Annotated in this window: 16 protein-coding genes and 1 riboswitch; of the genes, 8 read left to right on the top strand and 8 right to left on the bottom strand. The window is 58.3% G+C overall.

Features of this window, described 5'->3' with window-relative positions; genetic code table 11:
* Window positions 1-57: 57 nt before the first annotated feature.
* Window positions 58-465: a hypothetical protein gene (locus PVA19_RS10165; RefSeq protein ID WP_274102308.1), complete on the bottom strand. Its 408-nt coding sequence runs from the start codon at window positions 463-465 to the stop codon at window positions 58-60.
* Between the two features lie 119 nt (window positions 466-584).
* Here PVA19_RS10165 and PVA19_RS10160 point away from each other — a divergent pair, with 119 nt between their 5' ends.
* From PVA19_RS10160 to PVA19_RS10140, 5 genes are all read left to right on the top strand, one after another.
* Window positions 585-770, top strand: a complete 186-nt coding sequence (locus PVA19_RS10160; protein WP_274102307.1) for a DUF3008 family protein — start codon at window positions 585-587, stop codon at window positions 768-770.
* Between the two features lie 127 nt (window positions 771-897).
* A riboswitch (glycine riboswitch) is annotated at window positions 898-985 on the top strand.
* A 155-nt stretch (window positions 986-1140) separates the two neighbouring features.
* The gene (gene gcvT / locus PVA19_RS10155) at window positions 1141-2280 is read left to right on the top strand and encodes a glycine cleavage system aminomethyltransferase GcvT (protein WP_274102306.1); all 1140 of its coding nucleotides are present in this window, start codon (window positions 1141-1143) and stop codon (window positions 2278-2280) included.
* Window positions 2281-2295: 15 nt separating this feature from the next.
* On the top strand, window positions 2296-2658 hold the full coding sequence (gene gcvH, locus PVA19_RS10150; RefSeq protein ID WP_112952526.1) for a glycine cleavage system protein GcvH: 363 nt from the start codon (window positions 2296-2298) through the stop codon (window positions 2656-2658).
* On the top strand, window positions 2658-5522 hold the full coding sequence (gene gcvP / locus PVA19_RS10145) for an aminomethyl-transferring glycine dehydrogenase (protein WP_274102305.1): 2865 nt from the start codon (window positions 2658-2660) through the stop codon (window positions 5520-5522). The genes gcvH and gcvP overlap by 1 nt, the downstream gene beginning before the upstream one ends.
* Before the next feature lie 164 nt (window positions 5523-5686).
* On the top strand, window positions 5687-6823 hold the full coding sequence (locus tag PVA19_RS10140; RefSeq protein ID WP_274102304.1) for a GGDEF domain-containing protein: 1137 nt from the start codon (window positions 5687-5689) through the stop codon (window positions 6821-6823).
* Window positions 6824-6858: 35 nt separating this feature from the next.
* Here PVA19_RS10140 and PVA19_RS10135 read toward each other — a convergent pair whose 3' ends face one another.
* Window positions 6859-7359 (bottom strand): hypothetical protein, encoded by a 501-nt coding sequence (locus tag PVA19_RS10135; protein ID WP_274102303.1) that lies wholly within the window; start codon window positions 7357-7359, stop codon window positions 6859-6861.
* Window positions 7360-7496: 137 nt separating this feature from the next.
* Here PVA19_RS10135 and PVA19_RS10130 point away from each other — a divergent pair, with 137 nt between their 5' ends.
* Entirely contained in the window at window positions 7497-8756 is a 1260-nt protein-coding gene (locus PVA19_RS10130) for an MFS transporter (RefSeq protein WP_113327125.1), read from the top strand.
* 68 nt (window positions 8757-8824) lie between these two features.
* On the opposite strand, the gene PVA19_RS10125 is transcribed toward PVA19_RS10130, so the two are convergent.
* The 5 genes from PVA19_RS10125 to cysG all read right to left on the bottom strand — a co-directional run bounded on the left by PVA19_RS10125 (window position 8825) and on the right by cysG (window position 13747).
* Window positions 8825-9637: a ferredoxin--NADP reductase gene (locus PVA19_RS10125; protein ID WP_274102302.1), complete on the bottom strand. Its 813-nt coding sequence runs from the start codon at window positions 9635-9637 to the stop codon at window positions 8825-8827.
* Window positions 9638-9782: 145 nt separating this feature from the next.
* The gene (locus PVA19_RS10120) at window positions 9783-10289 is read right to left on the bottom strand and encodes a DUF934 domain-containing protein (RefSeq protein ID WP_116493863.1); all 507 of its coding nucleotides are present in this window, start codon (window positions 10287-10289) and stop codon (window positions 9783-9785) included.
* An 11-nt stretch (window positions 10290-10300) separates the two neighbouring features.
* Window positions 10301-11971 carry a nitrite/sulfite reductase gene (locus PVA19_RS10115; protein ID WP_274102301.1) on the bottom strand — a complete coding sequence of 557 codons (1671 nt, stop codon included), beginning with the start codon at window positions 11969-11971 and terminating at the stop codon, window positions 10301-10303.
* An 8-nt stretch (window positions 11972-11979) separates the two neighbouring features.
* Complete coding sequence (locus PVA19_RS10110) at window positions 11980-12294, bottom strand: DUF2849 domain-containing protein (RefSeq protein WP_062437505.1); 315 nt, start codon at window positions 12292-12294, stop codon at window positions 11980-11982.
* Window positions 12287-13747 (bottom strand): siroheme synthase CysG, encoded by a 1461-nt coding sequence (cysG, locus tag PVA19_RS10105; RefSeq protein WP_274102300.1) that lies wholly within the window; start codon window positions 13745-13747, stop codon window positions 12287-12289. The genes PVA19_RS10110 and cysG overlap by 8 nt, the downstream gene beginning before the upstream one ends.
* 234 nt (window positions 13748-13981) lie before the next feature.
* On the opposite strand from cysG, the gene PVA19_RS10100 reads away from it, so the two are divergent.
* Window positions 13982-14569 (top strand): deaminase, encoded by a 588-nt coding sequence (locus PVA19_RS10100; RefSeq protein WP_111850677.1) that lies wholly within the window; start codon window positions 13982-13984, stop codon window positions 14567-14569.
* 19 nt (window positions 14570-14588) lie between these two features.
* On the top strand, window positions 14589-15422 hold the full coding sequence (gene mazG, locus PVA19_RS10095; protein ID WP_274102299.1) for a nucleoside triphosphate pyrophosphohydrolase: 834 nt from the start codon (window positions 14589-14591) through the stop codon (window positions 15420-15422).
* A gap of 16 nt (window positions 15423-15438) precedes the next feature.
* Here the strand turns inward: mazG and PVA19_RS10090 are convergent, their stop codons facing one another.
* A complete protein-coding gene (locus tag PVA19_RS10090; RefSeq protein ID WP_162743344.1) occupies window positions 15439-16617 on the bottom strand; it encodes a GGDEF domain-containing protein in 1179 nt (392 codons plus the stop codon).
* Between the last annotated feature and the right edge of the window lie 72 nt (window positions 16618-16689).

Below are 16689 nucleotides of genomic sequence, written 5' to 3'. Positions count from 1 at the left end.
TTTATCTGGCAGTCCGTTTTTTAGAAGTGCCGCGCTGCGGCGTTGTTTGCGAAGGGATCAGAAAGCTGAGGATGGCGGTCCGCGGGCACGGTTGGTGCGCAGTTCTGAAAGAGTGAGCGCTTCTTGCTGTTGCGGAAGCGTATTTTCGAGCGACGCCGGATTGGGATTGAGGCCATCATCTGCAAGTGGCGTTGGCAGAAGAATGGAGGATGCCAGCAGGCAAGCCTCGCAAAAGAGGATCGCACCACCTTCGTGCTTGCCATGCTGCGATTGATTTTGCGGCAGATGCTCGGAGCAGATCTCGGCAAAGGTGCCATCCGGCAACCGGTAGGCTTCATCAAGTGCGGCGACAGGCGCAGCCTGAACCGGCTTATGCGCGAAGCCGAGAGACAGCATCAGTACGGCGCAGACCATGCGCAGCACAGACTCGATTGTCTTTACCCTGTTTCTTGCGAACACCCTCATGGTCATTCCGATACCGCGCTTTGATCCAAAATCAAAGAGCCACTCGGCGTGTCGCGGAACAGCTCCCCAAGGCTGGCGTTTTATCTGCAGAACGCAACGCATCACCGAGGAGTTGAAACATGCCAGCAAAATCCAAAGCCCAGCAGAAAGCCGCAGGCGCGGCCCTTGCAGCAAAGCGCGGCGACATGCCGAAATCCCGTTTACAAGGTTCTTCAAAAAGCATGGCTAAGTCCATGACAGAAAAAGAACTTGAAGATATGGCCTCGACGAATCGCAAGAAGCTCCCGGAGAAAAAGGACGCTTAAGTTTCGGCCCGCTTCGAGAAACGGCGTGGTCGACCGGATGACAAGCAAATGACGCAGGTTGAACAAAAAACTGTTCACCTGCGTCATTTCGTCCTTGCCAATCTGAGAGCTTCACAGATAATGAGCTTCCATACCGTTGGGAGAAACCGCTTCGATGCGGTGCCGAAGGAGCAACCGCCCCGGAAACTCTCAGGCAAAAGGACCAACGGTCGAACGGAACTCTGGAGAGAAGCCTCCTTGCACTTATAAGGGCAGGCTCGCCGAAGGGATAACAATCTCAGGCGACAAGGACAGAGGGGGCTCTTGAACCCGACGCTCGCAGAGTGTCACGAACATGAGCCCGCGCGAACGCGCTACCCCGGAGGCGTCCTTGGCCGATACAGCCGAGCTGAAAGTCACCCCACTCCATTCCCTGCATCTGTCCCTTGGTGCCCGCATGGTGCCCTTTGCGGGCTATGACATGCCTGTGCAATATCCGGCGGGCGTTCTGAAGGAACATCTTCATACCCGTGCGTCGGCCGGTCTCTTCGATGTCTCCCACATGGGCCAGGTCATCGTGAAGGCTAAGTCCGGCAAGGTGGACGATGCCGCCCTTGCTTTGGAGAGGCTGGTGCCGGTCGATATCCTCAACCTCAAGGCTGGTCGCCAGCGCTATGGCTTCTTCACCGATGAGAATGGCTGCATCCTCGACGACCTGATGATCACCAATCTCGGCGAGCATGTGTTCGTTGTCGTCAATGCCTCCTGCAAGGATGCCGATCTTGCCCATATGAAGACGCATCTTTCCGACAGCTGCGAGATCACGTTGCTGGACGATCGTGCATTGATCGCGCTTCAAGGTCCGCGCGCGGAAGCTGTTCTCGCGGAACTCTGGGCGGGCGTCTCCGACATGAAGTTCATGGATGTGCGCGAAATTCCGCTGCATGACGTTCCCTGCATCGTGTCACGCTCGGGTTACTCGGGTGAGGACGGTTTCGAAATCTCCGTTCCTGCTGACAAGGCCGAGGAGATTGCCAAAGCCATGCTCGAACATCCCGACTGTGAGGCCGTCGGCCTCGGTGCGCGCGACAGTCTTCGGCTCGAAGCCGGTCTTTGCCTCTATGGCAACGACATCGACACCACAACGTCACCGATCGAAGCATCGTTGGAATGGGCCATCCAGAAGGCGCGTCGTGCCGGCGGTGACCGCGAAGGCGGCTTTCCAGGTGCCGATCGCATTCTTGGCGAACTTGGCAACGGCACGAGCCGTCGCCGCGTCGGTCTGAAGCCCGAAGGCAAGGCGCCGGTGCGCGGTCATTCCAAGCTGTTTGCCGATGCTGAAGGCAAGACTGAGATCGGTGAGGTTACCTCTGGCGGCTTCGGCCCCACTGTGGAAGGCCCCGTTGCCATGGGCTACGTGCCCACCGACTACACGACACCTGGAACGGCGATCTTCGCCGAGGTGCGCGGCAAGTACCTGCCGGTCACCGTCGCCGCCCTGCCCTTCATCACACCCACCTATAAGCGCTAATTTGCGGAGAAACCCATGCTGAAATTTACCCAGGAACACGAGTGGCTGAAGATCGAAGGCGATGTCGCCACCGTCGGGATTACCACGCACGCCGCAGAACAACTCGGCGATCTGGTTTTCGTTGAACTGCCCGAAGTCGGCGCGACATTCTCCAAGAACGGCGAAGCCGCAACCGTCGAGAGCGTCAAGGCCGCGTCGGATGTCTATTGTCCGCTGGACGGCGAGATCGTCGAGATCAACCAGGCGATTGTCGATGATCCGTCGCTCGTCAACTCCGACCCGCAGGGTGCCGGCTGGTTCTTCAAGCTGAAGCTTTCCAACACCGCCGATGCCGATGCGCTGCTCGATGAAGCCGCCTACAAGGAGCTGGTCGCGTAATGAACACGCCCACTGAATTTCATTTCACCGACTACCAGCCCTATGACTTCGCCAATCGTCGTCATATCGGTCCGTCGCCGGCGGAAATGGAGGAGATGCTCAACGTCGTCGGTTACAAGAGCCTCGATGCGCTCATCGACGCGACCGTGCCCTCCTCCATCCGTCAGAAGGAACCGCTTGCCTGGGGTGCCGCGCTGACCGAACGCGAAGCACTCGACCGCATGCGCGAGACGGCGAACAAGAACAAGGTTCTGACCTCGCTGATCGGCCAGGGCTACTACGGCACGATCACGCCGCCCGTCATCCAGCGCAACATTCTGGAGAACCCCGCCTGGTACACGGCCTACACGCCCTACCAGCCGGAAATCTCGCAGGGCCGTCTCGAAGCGCTTCTCAACTTCCAGACGATGATCTCCGACCTGACCGGCCTCGATGTTGCCAACGCCTCGCTTCTCGATGAAGCAACGGCTGCTGCCGAAGCCATGTCCATGTGCCAGCGCGTGGCGAAGTCCAAGGCGAACGCATTCTTCGTCGATGCCAATTGCCACCCGCAGACCATCGCGCTGATCGAAACGCGCGCCGCGCCGCTTGGCTGGAAAGTCGTCATCGGCAATCCGTTCACAGATCTCGATCCGGTCGATGTCTTCGGCGCGATCTTCCAGTATCCCGGCACGCATGGCCATGTGAGCGATTTCTCAGGCCTGATCTCCCGCCTGCACCAGACAGGTGCGATCGCCGCCGTTGCCTGCGACCTGCTGGCGCTGACGCTTGTAAAGTCTCCGGGTGAGATGGGCGCCGATATCGCGATCGGCTCTTCGCAGCGCTTCGGCGTTCCGGTCGGTTACGGCGGGCCGCATGCGGCCTTCATGGCGGTCAAGGATGCCCACAAGCGCTCGATGCCTGGTCGCCTTGTCGGCGTGTCTGTCGACGCCCGAGGCAACCGTGCCTATCGCCTGTCGCTGCAAACCCGTGAGCAGCACATCCGCCGCGAGAAGGCGACCTCCAACATCTGCACTGCCCAGGTGCTGCTTGCCGTCATGGCATCGATGTATGGCGTCTTCCACGGTCCGCAGGGCATCAAGGCAATCGCCCAGCAGACGCACCAGAAGGCGGTGCTGATGGCCAAGGGTCTGGAGAAGCTTGGCTACAAGATAGAGCCGGATACCTTCTTCGACACGATCACGGTCGAGGTCGGCCACATGCAGGCGCTGATCCTGCGGGCCGCGGTTGCCGAAGGTGTGAACCTTCGCAAGGTGAGCTCCACCAAGATCGGCATGAGCCTTGATGAGCGTACCCGCCCGGCAACGCTGGAAGCGGTCTGGCGCGCCTTTGGCGGCAACTTCTCGATTTCCGACTTCGAGCCGGATTATCGGTTGCCGAAAGATCTATTGCGTACAAGTGCTTACATGACGCATCCGATCTTCCACATGAACCGCGCCGAAAGCGAAATGACGCGTTACATCCGTCGTCTTTCGGACCGTGATCTGGCGCTCGACCGGGCGATGATCCCGCTCGGTTCCTGCACCATGAAACTCAATGCCACAGCGGAAATGTTGCCGATCACCTGGCCGGAATTCTCCGACATCCATCCTTTCGTCCCGGCCGATCAGGCTTTGGGCTACAAGGAAATGATCGACGATCTCTCCGCGAAGCTCTGCGCTGTGACCGGATACGACGCTTTCTCCATGCAGCCGAATTCCGGCGCGCAGGGTGAGTATGCCGGCCTGCTGACGATCCGCAATTACCATCTGGCTCGTGGCGACGCGCATCGCGATGTCTGCCTTATCCCAACGTCGGCACATGGCACCAACCCTGCCTCCGCACAGATGGTCGGCATGAAAGTCGTTCCGGTCAAGGCGAAGGAAAACGGTGACGTCGATATCGACGATTTCCGTGCAAAAGCAGAGCAGTATGCAGAAAACCTCTCGTGCTGCATGATCACCTATCCGTCCACCCACGGCGTGTTTGAAGAAACGGTTCGCGAAATCTGCGACATCGTGCACAAGCATGGCGGACAGGTCTATCTGGACGGCGCCAACATGAACGCAATGGTCGGGCTTTCCCGTCCTGGTGACATCGGTTCCGACGTCAGCCACCTCAACCTGCACAAGACCTTCTGCATTCCGCATGGTGGTGGTGGCCCCGGCATGGGACCGATCGGCGTCAAGGCGCACCTTGCGCCTTACCTTCCCGGTCACCCGGCAAGCGACGGTCGTGCTGGTGCAGTCTCCGCCGCGCCGTTTGGCTCCCCGTCGATCCTGCCGATCTCCTGGAGCTACTGCCTGATGATGGGTGGCGAAGGGCTGACGCAGGCGACCAAGGTGGCGATCCTCAACGCCAACTATATCGCTGCGCGTCTGAAGGGCGCCTATGACGTACTCTACAAGTCAGAGGCTGGCCGCGTCGCTCATGAGTGCATCATCGACACGCGCCCGCTCAATGACAGCTGCGGCGTCACCGTGGATGATGTGGCAAAGCGCCTCATCGACTGCGGCTTCCACGCGCCGACCATGAGCTGGCCGGTCGCTGGTACGCTGATGATTGAGCCGACGGAATCCGAGACCAAGGCTGAAATCGACCGCTTCTGCGACGCCATGCTGACGATCCGTCAGGAAGCCCGCGACATCGAGGAAGGCCGTGCTGACAAGCTCAACAACCCGTTGAAGAACGCCCCGCATACGGTCGAAGACCTTGTCGGCGAATGGGATCGTCCCTACGGCCGCGAACAGGGTTGCTTCCCGCCTGGCTCCTTCCGCGTGGACAAGTACTGGTCGCCGGTCAACCGTATCGACAATGTCTATGGAGACCGCAACCTCGTCTGCACATGCCCACCAATGAGCGAGTATCAGGAAGCAGCGGAGTAAAATCGACTGACGAAGCCCGGAGCGATCCGGGCTTCTTTCGTTAGAGCCCGCCATGATTCACGATTTGATAGCCGTCGTTTCAACATGTCGGGCATAGCCGTTGTGCGGATCACGCCATAGGACGTATAGAAGCAGTCGACATCTGTTTCTTTAAAAATTTAGCTATGCTCTCTCCTATCGCCACATCGCTCAGCATTGTCTTCGTCAGCCTGTTTTTCGGCACTGCCCTGCTCGTGGCATGGCGGCGTTTTGGAGTGCAATTCCACGCTGCGTTCTGGGCGTTGTCCTTCATGTTTTCGGCGGCCGGACATGGCGTCCGGGTGTTTGGCGTGGTCTGGCCGGATTATCAGAGCGTCATGGCGATGCTCGCCTGTCAGGCTTCGATCGGCAGTTTCGCGCTTCTGGCGATCGGGTTCCGTTCCCGTGCCAATCTCGATCATCGTTTGATCTCACTGCTATGGGCATTGTCTGCTGTCGCCATTGTGGTGTTCTGGAGCGAGCAGCCATTCGAGTGGCGCATGGCGTCGCGGATGATGACGTCAGCGGCCGATGCGCTCTTCGTTGGATTGATCGTCTTCCTGCCCAGGCATGCAAAAGGCCTGTCTTCACCGGTTCGCTTGGCGCTGGCATTCTTTGGGCTCTACATCCTGTCGGTCGGCATTGCGGCTTGGATGGCCAGACCGAATGGTGAAATAGCCGAGGCGTCTTTCATCATTGTCCTATCGCTCGGCACGCCGACGGGCATGATGGCGACGGGAATCTTGACGCTTTTTATACTGGCGGCGGATCTCGCGGGAGAGCTGCAGAAGCAAGCACAGTACGACTACATGTCCGATCTGCTCAACCGACGGGGCTTTGAGGAGCGGCTCGCTTCCCAGCGCTTGGCATCGAATGAAACCGGCTTTATCGTGGCAACCGATCTCGATCGTTTCAAATCCATCAACGACAGACTCGGTCACGCAGCCGGCGACGAGGTCATCCGTCGCTTTGCCCGCCATCTGCAGGACGCGGCAGGCAATCACGATCTTACCGGCAGAATGGGCGGTGAAGAGTTCGCGCTTTTCATTGCTTCCGGCGACGGGAGAGAGGCGCTCGAGCGCGTTGAGCGCCTGCGCATGGGTGTGTCTTCTCTTTACCCAGATATTGATCTAGAGTCTCCGGTGACGGCGAGCTTTGGTGTCGTGCGGCTAAAGCCAGATGAAAGCTTTCATCAGGCTTATGCGCGCGCGGACGCTGCCCTCTATGCATCGAAGGATGCCGGCAGAAACACCACGGTCGCGGATCTCGACGAAGCCGCCTGAGGCTCTCGCTACCCTGTAGCATGTCCCGCCGTACTTTATCGCGTCAGCCTGATATCCGCAGTGGTGACGGTCGGCCCATTAGCGCCGTCCTTATCCGTCGTGCGCAGCCTCAAGCCGTCGCGCCCAAGCTTGCTGATGGTCATGCCGGCCACGCGATCGCCGTTGATGTCACGGTTCCAGCGGACAGTCAGGTTGATGTTGTCGCCTCGCCGGCTGCCGCTGAGGGCAGATGGGCGCCCCGACGGGCCGACATAGTTTCCGCTGTATCGCGTGCCACGAGCCGTCAAGTCGGCGGAGATTGCACGGCGCACGACGACGAAACCACGGCAGGTGCCGTTCATCTGTAGCGATGGTCCGGATGCTGTCGTCTGGAAGGTGCAGTTGACATTGACCGGGCGAGAGCCGATGCGCGTCGTGACAGTGCCGCTGCCTTTCCAGCTTCCGCCAAGCGAGGATAGAAACGAGGTTTCGTCCGCTGCGGCGGGTGTGGAGATCATGGCCGCCAAGGCAAAAAGGCCGGCTGTCTTTAGTTTCATGGTGATCGCTCCCTATCAAGGAATGCGAACGGCGAAGACGTCCATAGAGTTCCTAATTTAGATCGTTATGGGCCATAGCAACCAATAACGTTTTCGTGCGTTCTGGGCTCGCTTCATCTCCATCCGGAAACGCGCCGATGACATCCCTCACCTCTTCTGCCCCGGACCGAGCCTCTCTTGGCCGGTCCAGCGGTATCAGCGACCGCACATTATTCGCCCTCGCCATTTTGAATTTCTTCCTGGCAGATGCGCGCGACGGGTTAGGCCCGTTCCTCGACGCGTTTCTGGCAACCAATGGCTGGTCGCCGATGCAGTTGGGGATCATTGCAACCGTTGGCGGCCTTGTTGGCCTTGCCGCAACACCACTTTGCGGTGCGCTGGTCGATGGAACCACCTGGAAGCGGGCGCTCATTGCCGGGCCGGTCATTCTTGTGACCGCGGGCGCACTTTTGACATTGCTCTTTCCGACTGAGACCATCGTTTGGGGTGGTCAGATCATGACGGCGGTTGTCGGCGCGACTGTCGGTCCAGCGCTTGCTGGTTTGACGCTCGGCCTCGTTGGAGAGAAGCTGTTCTCCAAGCAAATCTCACGCAATGAATTCTGGAACCATGGCGGCAATTTTGCCTCGTTGTTTGCCACCTATGTCGCTGTCTCCTATTTCGGCATTTCCGGCGTTATTGGCCTGATGGTCATTACCGCCATCGGAACGCTGATTGCGATCACGGCAATCGACCCCAACCAGATCGACCACAAGGTGGCGCGTGGTCTAGGTCACGATGAGGGTGAGCCCGGGCCTTCCGGATTTGGCGTGTTGTGGCACGAGCGCGGGCTTATCCTGCTTGCCATCATTTTGCTGATCTTCCATTTCGGCAATGCCCCGATGGGCCGATTGATTGCTCAGGATTTTGCCGTCGAACTCAACTCGCCCTTCAAGACAACGGCGATCATCACGGGCGTGGCCCAGTTCGCCATGATCTTTGTAGCAGCGCTCGCCCCATGGCTGATCCGCCGCTTCGGGCTTTCTGCCGTGTTCCTGATCGCACTCGCGGCCCTACCCATACGCGGACTGCTGGCAGCGTCCTTCGAACAGTTCTGGGTCGTCTATCCAGTCCAGCTCCTGGATGGCATCGGTGCTGGCCTTCTTGGCATTGCGACGCCGGTTGCTGTGGAGCGAATTCTGAAGGGCACCGGACGCTTCAATGTCGGCCTGGCAAGCGTGATGACAGTTCAGGGTATCGGTGCGTCGCTCAGCAACGGTGTGGCCGGATGGCTGACGACTGAGGGCGGGTTTGCGCTCTCGCATCTGGTCGGCGGTGGTGTCGCGGCAATTGCCATTCTGCTCTTTATTTTCTACCGGCGAGACATCGTTCCCGATAATGAGCCCGAGGACGCCTGAGTCCAGACAGCGCTGAAGCCAAAAAAGGAGGCACGTGGCCTCCTTTTTCTCTAGATATCAAAACGGTATCAGCCGACGAAGGCACGCTCGATGACGAATTCAGCGGGCTTGTTGTTGGCGCCTTCGGTCAGGCCAGCCTTCTCCAGAAGCTCCTTGGTGTCTTTCAGCATGGCCGACGAGCCGCAGATCATTCCGCGGTCAATCGCCGGATCGAGAGCTGGAACACCAAGGTCGGAGAAGATCTTTCCATTGGCAATCAGATCGGTGATACGGCCCTTGAAGGGATATTCCTCACGCGTCACTGTCGCATAATGCTTCAGCTTGTCGCCGGCAATCTCACTGAGGAATTCGTGGTTCTTGATCTCCTCCACAAGGTCGAAGCCGTATTTCAGTTCGGCGACGTCGCGGCAGGTGTGGGTGAGGATAACCTCCTCGAATTTTTCGTAGGTCTCGGGATCACGAATGAGGCTTGCGAAAGGCGCAATGCCCGTGCCGGTCGAGAACATATAGAGGCGCTTGCCAGGGGTCAGCGCGTCGAGTACCAGCGTCCCTGTCGGCTTCTTGCGCATCAGCACGGTATCGCCGGGCTTGATCGCCTGCAGGTGGGAGGTCAGCGGACCATCCGGAACCTTGATGGAGAAGAATTCAAGCTCTTCATCCCAGGCCGGGCTGGCGATCGAATAAGCGCGATAAATCGGCTTGTCGCCGACCATCAGCCCGATCATCGCGAACTCTCCGGAGCGGAAGCGGAAGCCAGCCGGGCGCGTCATACGGAAGCGGAACAGGTGGTCGGTGTAATGCTCAACCGAAAGAACCGTTTCGGCGTAGACGCCGTCCGGGATCTTGACCGCAAATTCTTCCGTTTTGGCAGGAGCGTTCATTCTTCTTCCGTCCATTTCACAAAAAGCCAGACATTCTTGAGGCGGGGAAATACACCATCCGCACTGCCTTTTGAAGGTACAGGAACGTCATTGGAGCTATGCAGGTAGAAATATGTATCAATAACTCATGTTTCGGCGCAAGACTTCAAACTGCAGCACGGCGCCGCCAGCTATAGGTCTCACCCTCCGCAGCAGGTTTGGCCGTCGGCTGGTAATAGACGTCGATGCCCGGCAAACGGTTTTCCGACAGGCGGCGGATCGCCGTCTCGTTCGTGACTGCGAAGCTGGTGAAACCGGTTCTCAGCATCAATGGCACCTGGTCGATCAAGACGTCACCGACAGCCCGCAACTCGCCCTGGTAGTTCAAGCGCGTGCGCAGGAGTGACGCATGGCTGAAGCCTCGCCCGTCGTTGAAGGCGGGGAAGCTGACAGCAACAAGCGCGATGCGATCGATAAAGGGGGCCAGTTTCGTCACATCGTCCGCCGGCGTGATGAGAACGCCGAGACCGACATCATTGCTCTCAGCTGCTCGCGTCAGAAAGGCATCGAGCGACAGGACCGCATTCTGCCCCTCGCCTGCCTTGACGTCGTCGCTCTCGATGACCCAGGGATCGTTCTCGACGAAGCCTTGTTCGCTCCAGATTTTCGTCATTTCCATAGTCCTCAGGCAGCTTCTGCGGCTGCAGGATAAAGGGCATCCTTGAAAGGCTGCGGTCCAACACGGCGGTAGGCTTCGAGGAAACTTTCTTCCTTCGTTAAGCGCAGGCCAAGATAGGTGTCGACAATCGTCTCCACCGCATCCGTCACCTTCTCCGGCTCGAAGCCGCGACCGATGATTTCGCCGATCGATGAATTCTCATCACCCGAACCACCCAGCGTGATCTGGTAAAGTTCGGCACCCTTCTTCTCTACGCCCAGCAGGCCGATATGGCCAACATGGTGGTGACCGCAGGCGTTGATGCAGCCGGAGATCTTGATCTTCAGCTCACCGATTTCAGCCTGACGCTCTGGAGAACCGAAACGTCTGGAGATCTCCTGCGAGACCGGTATGGAGCGCGCATTGGCGAGCGCGCAGTAGTCCAAGCCAGGACAGGCAATGATATCGGTGATGAGACCAGCATTGGCAGTTGCAAGGCCTGCGCCCTGGAGCGCCCGATAGACCGGCTCCATATCCGCAAGTGCGACATGCGGCAGGATAATATTTTGCTCATGGCTGATGCGGATTTCATCGAAGGCATATTCTGCGGCGATATCTGCGACAACATCCATCTGCCCGTCAGATGCATCGCCCGGAATGCCGCCGATCGGCTTCAGCGAGATTGTCACCATGCCGTAGTCGGGGTGCTTGTGTGGCTGGACGTTCTGATCCACCCAGCGCGCGAAATCCGCATCCGCCTTCTTCCAGCGCGCAAGGCTTTCCCAGCTTTCTGGACGGTCCTTCAACTGCGGCGGCGCGAAGTAAGTGGTGATCGCAGCGATATCCGCGTCGGGAAGTTTCAGTTCGCCGTTTTTCAGGTGAACGAACTCCGCCTCGACCTGCCGCGCCAGTTCTTCCGCACCCGTTTCATGCACGAGGATCTTGATGCGCGCCTTGTACTTGTTGTCGCGACGACCATGAAGGTTGTACACGCGCATGATGGCGGTGGTGTAGGACAGAAGGTCCTCTTCTGGCAGGAAGTCGCGGATCTTCTTGGCGATCATAGGCGTTCTGCCCTGCCCGCCTCCGACATAGACCGCAAAGCCGATGTCGCCCTTGTCGTTCTTTTTGAGATGCAGACCGATATCGTGAACCTGGATCGCAGCGCGATCGCGCTCTGCACCCGTTACGGCAATCTTGAACTTGCGTGGCAGGAAAGAGAATTCCGGATGCACCGACGACCATTGGCGCAGGATTTCCGCATAGGGGCGTGGATCGGCCACTTCGTCTGCCGCAGCACCTGCAAAGTGGTCGGCGGTGACGTTGCGAATGCAATTTCCGGAGGTCTGTAGCGCGTGCATCTCCACGCTTGCCAGTTCTTCCAGGATAGCAGGCGTATCGGCAAGGCGTGGCCAGTTGTACTGGATGTTCTGGCGCGTGGTGAAGTGGCCATAGCCACGATCGTACTTGCGGGCAATATGAGCCAGCATCCGCATCTGCTTCGAGTTCAGCGTTCCATAGGGGATTGCAACGCGCAGCATGTAGGCATGCAGCTGGAGATAAACGCCGTTCATTAGACGCAATGGCTTGAACGCATCTTCGGCCAGCTCACCGGACAGGCGGCGCTCCACCTGATCGCGAAACTGCTCCACGCGACCCTTTACGAAAGCGTGGTCGAACTCGTCATAACGGTACATGATCTTCCTCAGACTGCGATAAATGCTGCGTCAGCAGGCTTGTAGCCCGTGGCGTATTCGATGGTGGGGCCTGCCGCACGGATGCGCTCGCGAAGGCGCGTCGGCCACAGGCGGCCGTCTTCTTCAGCCACGTCGATGATGTTGACGTCCACGACCTTGTTGGCGGAGAAATCTCGCTTGCCGATTTCTTCCAGCGACGCGACGGCTTCCGCATGACGCGCGACAAGCGACGACTGCAGATCCTCGTTCCATTGTCCGTTCGCGTCGAGCCAGACAGCAATGCCATCGCTCAGACGATTGGCGGTCAGTACCTTATCAACCATTTGCATACTCCTGTCCGATCGGGGCGCTGAGCGGCGAAACCGCCAGCGCTTCGGACCTTTCGAAATTCGCACCGGCGACCGCATCGCCGATGATCACCATAACCGGACCGGTCAACTCATCGCGATGCTCGAGATCCGGCAAATCCTTCAATGTACCGTGCATCAGGCGGCGATAGCTACGGCTGGCGTTCTCAATGACGGCAACCGTCGTGTCGGCGTTCAGGCCAGCACTCATCAGTCTTGTTGCCACCGACGCCGCGACGCTACGGCCCATATAGACGGCAATGGTCGCACCTGAGACCGCAAGACGAGCCCAGTCCGGCAAGATATCGCCCGCAAGATCATGGCCGGTGGTGAAGATCAGCGACGATGCAACACCGCGTAGTGTCAACGGTAACTCGAAGTCGGCCGCCGCAGCAAAGGCCGAGGTGATGCCAGGCACGATCTCGTACCCGATTCCCGCTTCACGCAGTGCCGCCATTTCTTCGGCCGCGCGGCCATAGACCAGTGGATCGCCAGATTTCAGACGAACGACGCGCTTGCCTTCCTGGCCTAGAGACACCAACAGCTTGTTGATATCTTCCTGCGACTTGGAATGACAGCCCTTGCGCTTGCCGACCGAGAGACGCTCGGCGTCCCTACGGCCCATATTGACGATTTCCTGCGGCACAAGCGCGTCGTAGACGATCACATCTGCCTGCATCAGAACGCGTTGCGCCCGCAGCGTCAGCAGATCTTCCGCACCCGGCCCTGCACCCACCAACCAGACATAGCCTTCCGGGCTTTCAGGGGAGAGAAGAAGCTTTTCGGCTGCGGCGTGAGCGCCATCGACGTCGTTCAGTGCGACAGCATCTGCCACGCTGCCGGAGAAGAAGCGACGCCAGAAATTGCGGCGGAGCGCGCCTTTAGGAATGCTCGCCTCGGCAGCATCGCGATATTCAACAGCGAGCCGTGCTAGACGACCGAGCGACGGCGCCAGCATCTGATCGATGCGTGCACGAACGATCTGGCCGAGCACAGGTCCCGCGCCTTCCGTGCAAATCGCGACGGCAAGAGGTGCGCGCGATACGAGGCCCGGCGTGTAGAAATCGCAGTAACCCGGCTGGTCGACGGCATTGGCGGGAATGGACTTTGCGCGCGCCGCATCCACGATCTGACGGTCAAGCGCTTCATCGCCCGTGGCAGCAAAGACCAGCGTCATGCCCTCCACCTGATGCACTGCGAATGCTTCTGCGACCACCTTGATCTGCTCTTTAACGAGGAAGGCGGCGTAGTCGGACTGTGGATCGTCAGAGAAGGCAACGATCAGCGCATTGGTATTTGAAAGAAGCCGCGCCTTGGCGTAAGCCTCGTCGCCATTGCCGAAGACAGCAACGTGCTTGCCCTCAACCTTGAAGAAGGCGGGGAAGGTCGTCAGACGGTTTTCGGTGCGGGAAGCGGTTGTCTCAAACATGTTCGCAATATCGCCGATCGATTAAAAAGGTTGAAGGCACGAAAATTCCAACATCATAATGCCGTAGATTATTATTTCTCGGCAAGCGACGTTTTTGAGGAAAAGCAACCGTAGGGACCAAGCGGCCACACCGTCTCTAAAGGATGGTATTTTCTATCAAAATTCTATATTTCTCCGTGGTTTCTGGCTGTAATCAGCCATGAACCTGACTGCCACAGAATAAGGGTGCATATCTTGACAGAGCAATCTTTGGCCTCCCGCCTTCTCGACGTGATCGAACATGACATTTTGCCACTCACGAGCCGCGGTGTTGCGCTGGGAAACAAGGTGTTCGGAGCGGCCATTCTGCGCAAGTCCGATCTGTCGCTGGTGGTCGCCGAAACCAATAATGAGCTCGAGAATCCTTTGTGGCACGGCGAGGTTCACACCCTGAAACGTTTCTACGAACTGGGCGAAAAGCCGGACACGAAAGACCTGATCTTCCTTTCCACACATGAACCCTGCACCATGTGCATGTCGGCGATCACCTGGGCGGGCTTCGACAATTTCTACTCCTTCTTCAGCCATGAAGATTCCCGCGACGCTTTCGCCATTCCGCACGATCTGAAGATTCTGAAGGAAGTCTTCGGTCTGGAGCCTGGCGGCTATCGGCGCAGCAACGCCTTCTGGCACTCATACTTCATTGCCGATCTGGTAGCAGCGGAGGACGAACCGTTGAAAACGAAGCTGCAGGAGCAGACGGCGCGGATCAAAGCGGTCTATAACAACCTCTCCAACAGCTACCAGTCGGGCAAGTCCGACAACAATATCCCCTTGAACTGACAGTCCGGAAAGCATCGCCATGGAAGCCTCGACAGATATCTCCCGTCTCATCGAGATCATGGAGGCGTTGCGAGCGCCTGAGACAGGATGTCCTTGGGATATCGTCCAGACGTTCGAGACGATCAAACCCTATACGATCGAGGAAGCCTATGAGGTGGCGGATGCGATCGAGCGCAACGACATGGACGATCTTTGCGAAGAGCTTGGAGATCTCCTGCTGCAGGTCGTCTTCCATTCGCGTATCGCCGAGGAGATGGGAGCATTCTCCTTTGGCGATGTCGTCCAAGCCGTGACCTCGAAGATGATCCGCCGTCATCCGCATGTCTTTGCTGTTTCCGACGCCGACACGCCGGAATCGGTGAAGCTGCAATGGGATCAGATCAAGGCTGCCGAGAAGCGGGAGCGGCTAGAAAGACGGGCCTCGCGTGGCGTGAGCAACGATCCGAAGGCAGGTTTTCTGGGCTCGATTCAGCGCAGCCAGCCGGCGCTGACAGAGGCGCTCAAGCTTCAGGAACAGGCGGCGCGCGTGGGTTTCGACTGGTCAGCGGCAGAGCCGATCCTCGACAAGATCGAAGAAGAGATCCGGGAACTGAGACAGGCGCTTGCCGAAGGCAGGTCCGAGAGTATCAGCGATGAGTTGGGCGATCTGATCTTCGCTATGGTCAATATCGGTCGGCATGTCAAAGTCGACGCCGAAAACGCACTGCGCGGCACCAACACCAAATTTCGCCGCCGGTTTCGTCACATTGAAACCTCGCTTGCCGACTCCGGGGAAACGCTTGAGGCAGCAAGCCTAGAGCGAATGGAGGAGTTGTGGCAGGCGGCGAAAGCGATCGAGCGACAGCTCGGATGAACGTCACACTGATGCTTCAGGTGTCGTTGTTTCTCCGCATAAACTGCTCATTGACGAAGTCTTCGGCGCGATAGAGCGTCAAACGGTTACGGCCGGCGGCTTTTGATGCGTAGAGCGCCATGTCTGCCTTCTTGAGAAGCGACATTGCGGTGCTCGTCTTCTCATCGCCCACCGCGATGCCCATGCTTAAAGTCGCCGTCACGGTTTGATCGTCCATCACGTGCGTGATCGAGCTTACGACCTTCTGGAGCGAATCAGCAAAGGCCAGCGCCTCTTCCTTGCCAATATCCGGCTGATAAAGGATGAACTCTTCGCCGCCAAAGCGGGCAAAGCTGTCCACCGGACGGATGCGGGTGAAGAGTTCTCTTGCCACACGCGCGAGGATCTCATCGCCGGCGAGATGGCCGAACGTATCATTGATCCGCTTGAAATGGTCGATGTCGATCATCACGATCGCATCGCCATAGCGAACGGTCTCTGGAAGCCGCGAACGGAAGGAGTGCCGGTTCGGCACGCCCGTCAGAACATCGAGCCCGACCAAGCCTCTCAACCGCTCTTCGGTGCGTTCCTTGACGAGCGCCATGACGAAGAACGCAATGGCGAAATGGCAAATGATGGAGGCGAAAAATGCGTTTCTTGCGATGTTCATCGCTTTCAGAGGAAAGGCGATCCCGACCGCTACGAGCAGTGTAAGAACAGCGGCGATGAGGATCGATATCGCCAGGGGCTTTCTGACGGGGAGCGGCTCTGTAAGGTTGTCGGCGCGAACCGTAAGTGCAGAGGCGAAAAGCAAGGCTGCGGCCGTAGTCTGGAACGCGATCGTTCTGCTATGTGGCAAATCGTACAGGCCTGCGGCGATTATCAACAGGCAGATGACGACCGGCAGAGCCAGAACCAGCCATTCACGATTTCTCTTCCTCTGCCTGCTGATGCGGCACATGCCAATCCAGAAGACGGCGTATCCGACAAGGCCCGCAAGCATCCCCGCCATTGCGAAAACATAAGCGCGCGCCTGCACAAGCGATCCAGCTCCAACAAGGATCGACGCCAGCGCAACAAGAAAGAAGCCCACCGCCAAAAGGCCAAGACCGACGCTTTCGCGGGATTGAGAGCGAACGTAGATGAAGCAAAGGCCGGCAACGACAAAGGAAAGCTTGTGGAGAATGAGGACAGTTGGAAGATCTAATTCCGGCAACATCAATATCCGCTCACATCATATTCGCCACGCGATTATCAGCTAATGGACATTCCCAACCTTAAGGCCTCG

The organism is Agrobacterium sp. CNPSo 3708, assembly GCF_028674915.1.
Lineage (GTDB): Bacteria > Pseudomonadota > Alphaproteobacteria > Rhizobiales > Rhizobiaceae > Agrobacterium > Agrobacterium cavarae.
Note: the sequence above shows the minus strand (reverse complement) of the source record. Positions and strands in the feature narration are given on the sequence as shown.

Bases quoted from the DNA above. Each gene is read 5' to 3' on its own strand.
- PVA19_RS10165 (WP_274102308.1), bottom strand. From the start codon at position 465: ATGAGGGTGTTCGCAAGAAACAGGGTAAAGACAATCGAGTCTGTGCTG.
- PVA19_RS10160 (WP_274102307.1), top strand. From the start codon at position 585: ATGCCAGCAAAATCCAAAGCCCAGCAGAAAGCCGCAGGCGCGGCCCTT.
- gcvH (WP_112952526.1), top strand. From the start codon at position 2,296: ATGCTGAAATTTACCCAGGAACACGAGTGGCTGAAGATCGAAGGCGAT.
- gcvP (WP_274102305.1), top strand. From the start codon at position 2,658: ATGAACACGCCCACTGAATTTCATTTCACCGACTACCAGCCCTATGAC.
- PVA19_RS10140 (WP_274102304.1), top strand. From the start codon at position 5,687: ATGCTCTCTCCTATCGCCACATCGCTCAGCATTGTCTTCGTCAGCCTG.
- PVA19_RS10135 (WP_274102303.1), bottom strand. From the start codon at position 7,359: ATGAAACTAAAGACAGCCGGCCTTTTTGCCTTGGCGGCCATGATCTCC.
- PVA19_RS10130 (WP_113327125.1), top strand. From the start codon at position 7,497: ATGACATCCCTCACCTCTTCTGCCCCGGACCGAGCCTCTCTTGGCCGG.
- PVA19_RS10125 (WP_274102302.1), bottom strand. From the start codon at position 9,637: ATGAACGCTCCTGCCAAAACGGAAGAATTTGCGGTCAAGATCCCGGAC.
- PVA19_RS10120 (WP_116493863.1), bottom strand. From the start codon at position 10,289: ATGACGAAAATCTGGAGCGAACAAGGCTTCGTCGAGAACGATCCCTGG.
- PVA19_RS10115 (WP_274102301.1), bottom strand. From the start codon at position 11,971: ATGTACCGTTATGACGAGTTCGACCACGCTTTCGTAAAGGGTCGCGTG.
- PVA19_RS10110 (WP_062437505.1), bottom strand. From the start codon at position 12,294: ATGGTTGATAAGGTACTGACCGCCAATCGTCTGAGCGATGGCATTGCT.
- cysG (WP_274102300.1), bottom strand. From the start codon at position 13,747: ATGTTTGAGACAACCGCTTCCCGCACCGAAAACCGTCTGACGACCTTC.
- mazG (WP_274102299.1), top strand. From the start codon at position 14,589: ATGGAAGCCTCGACAGATATCTCCCGTCTCATCGAGATCATGGAGGCG.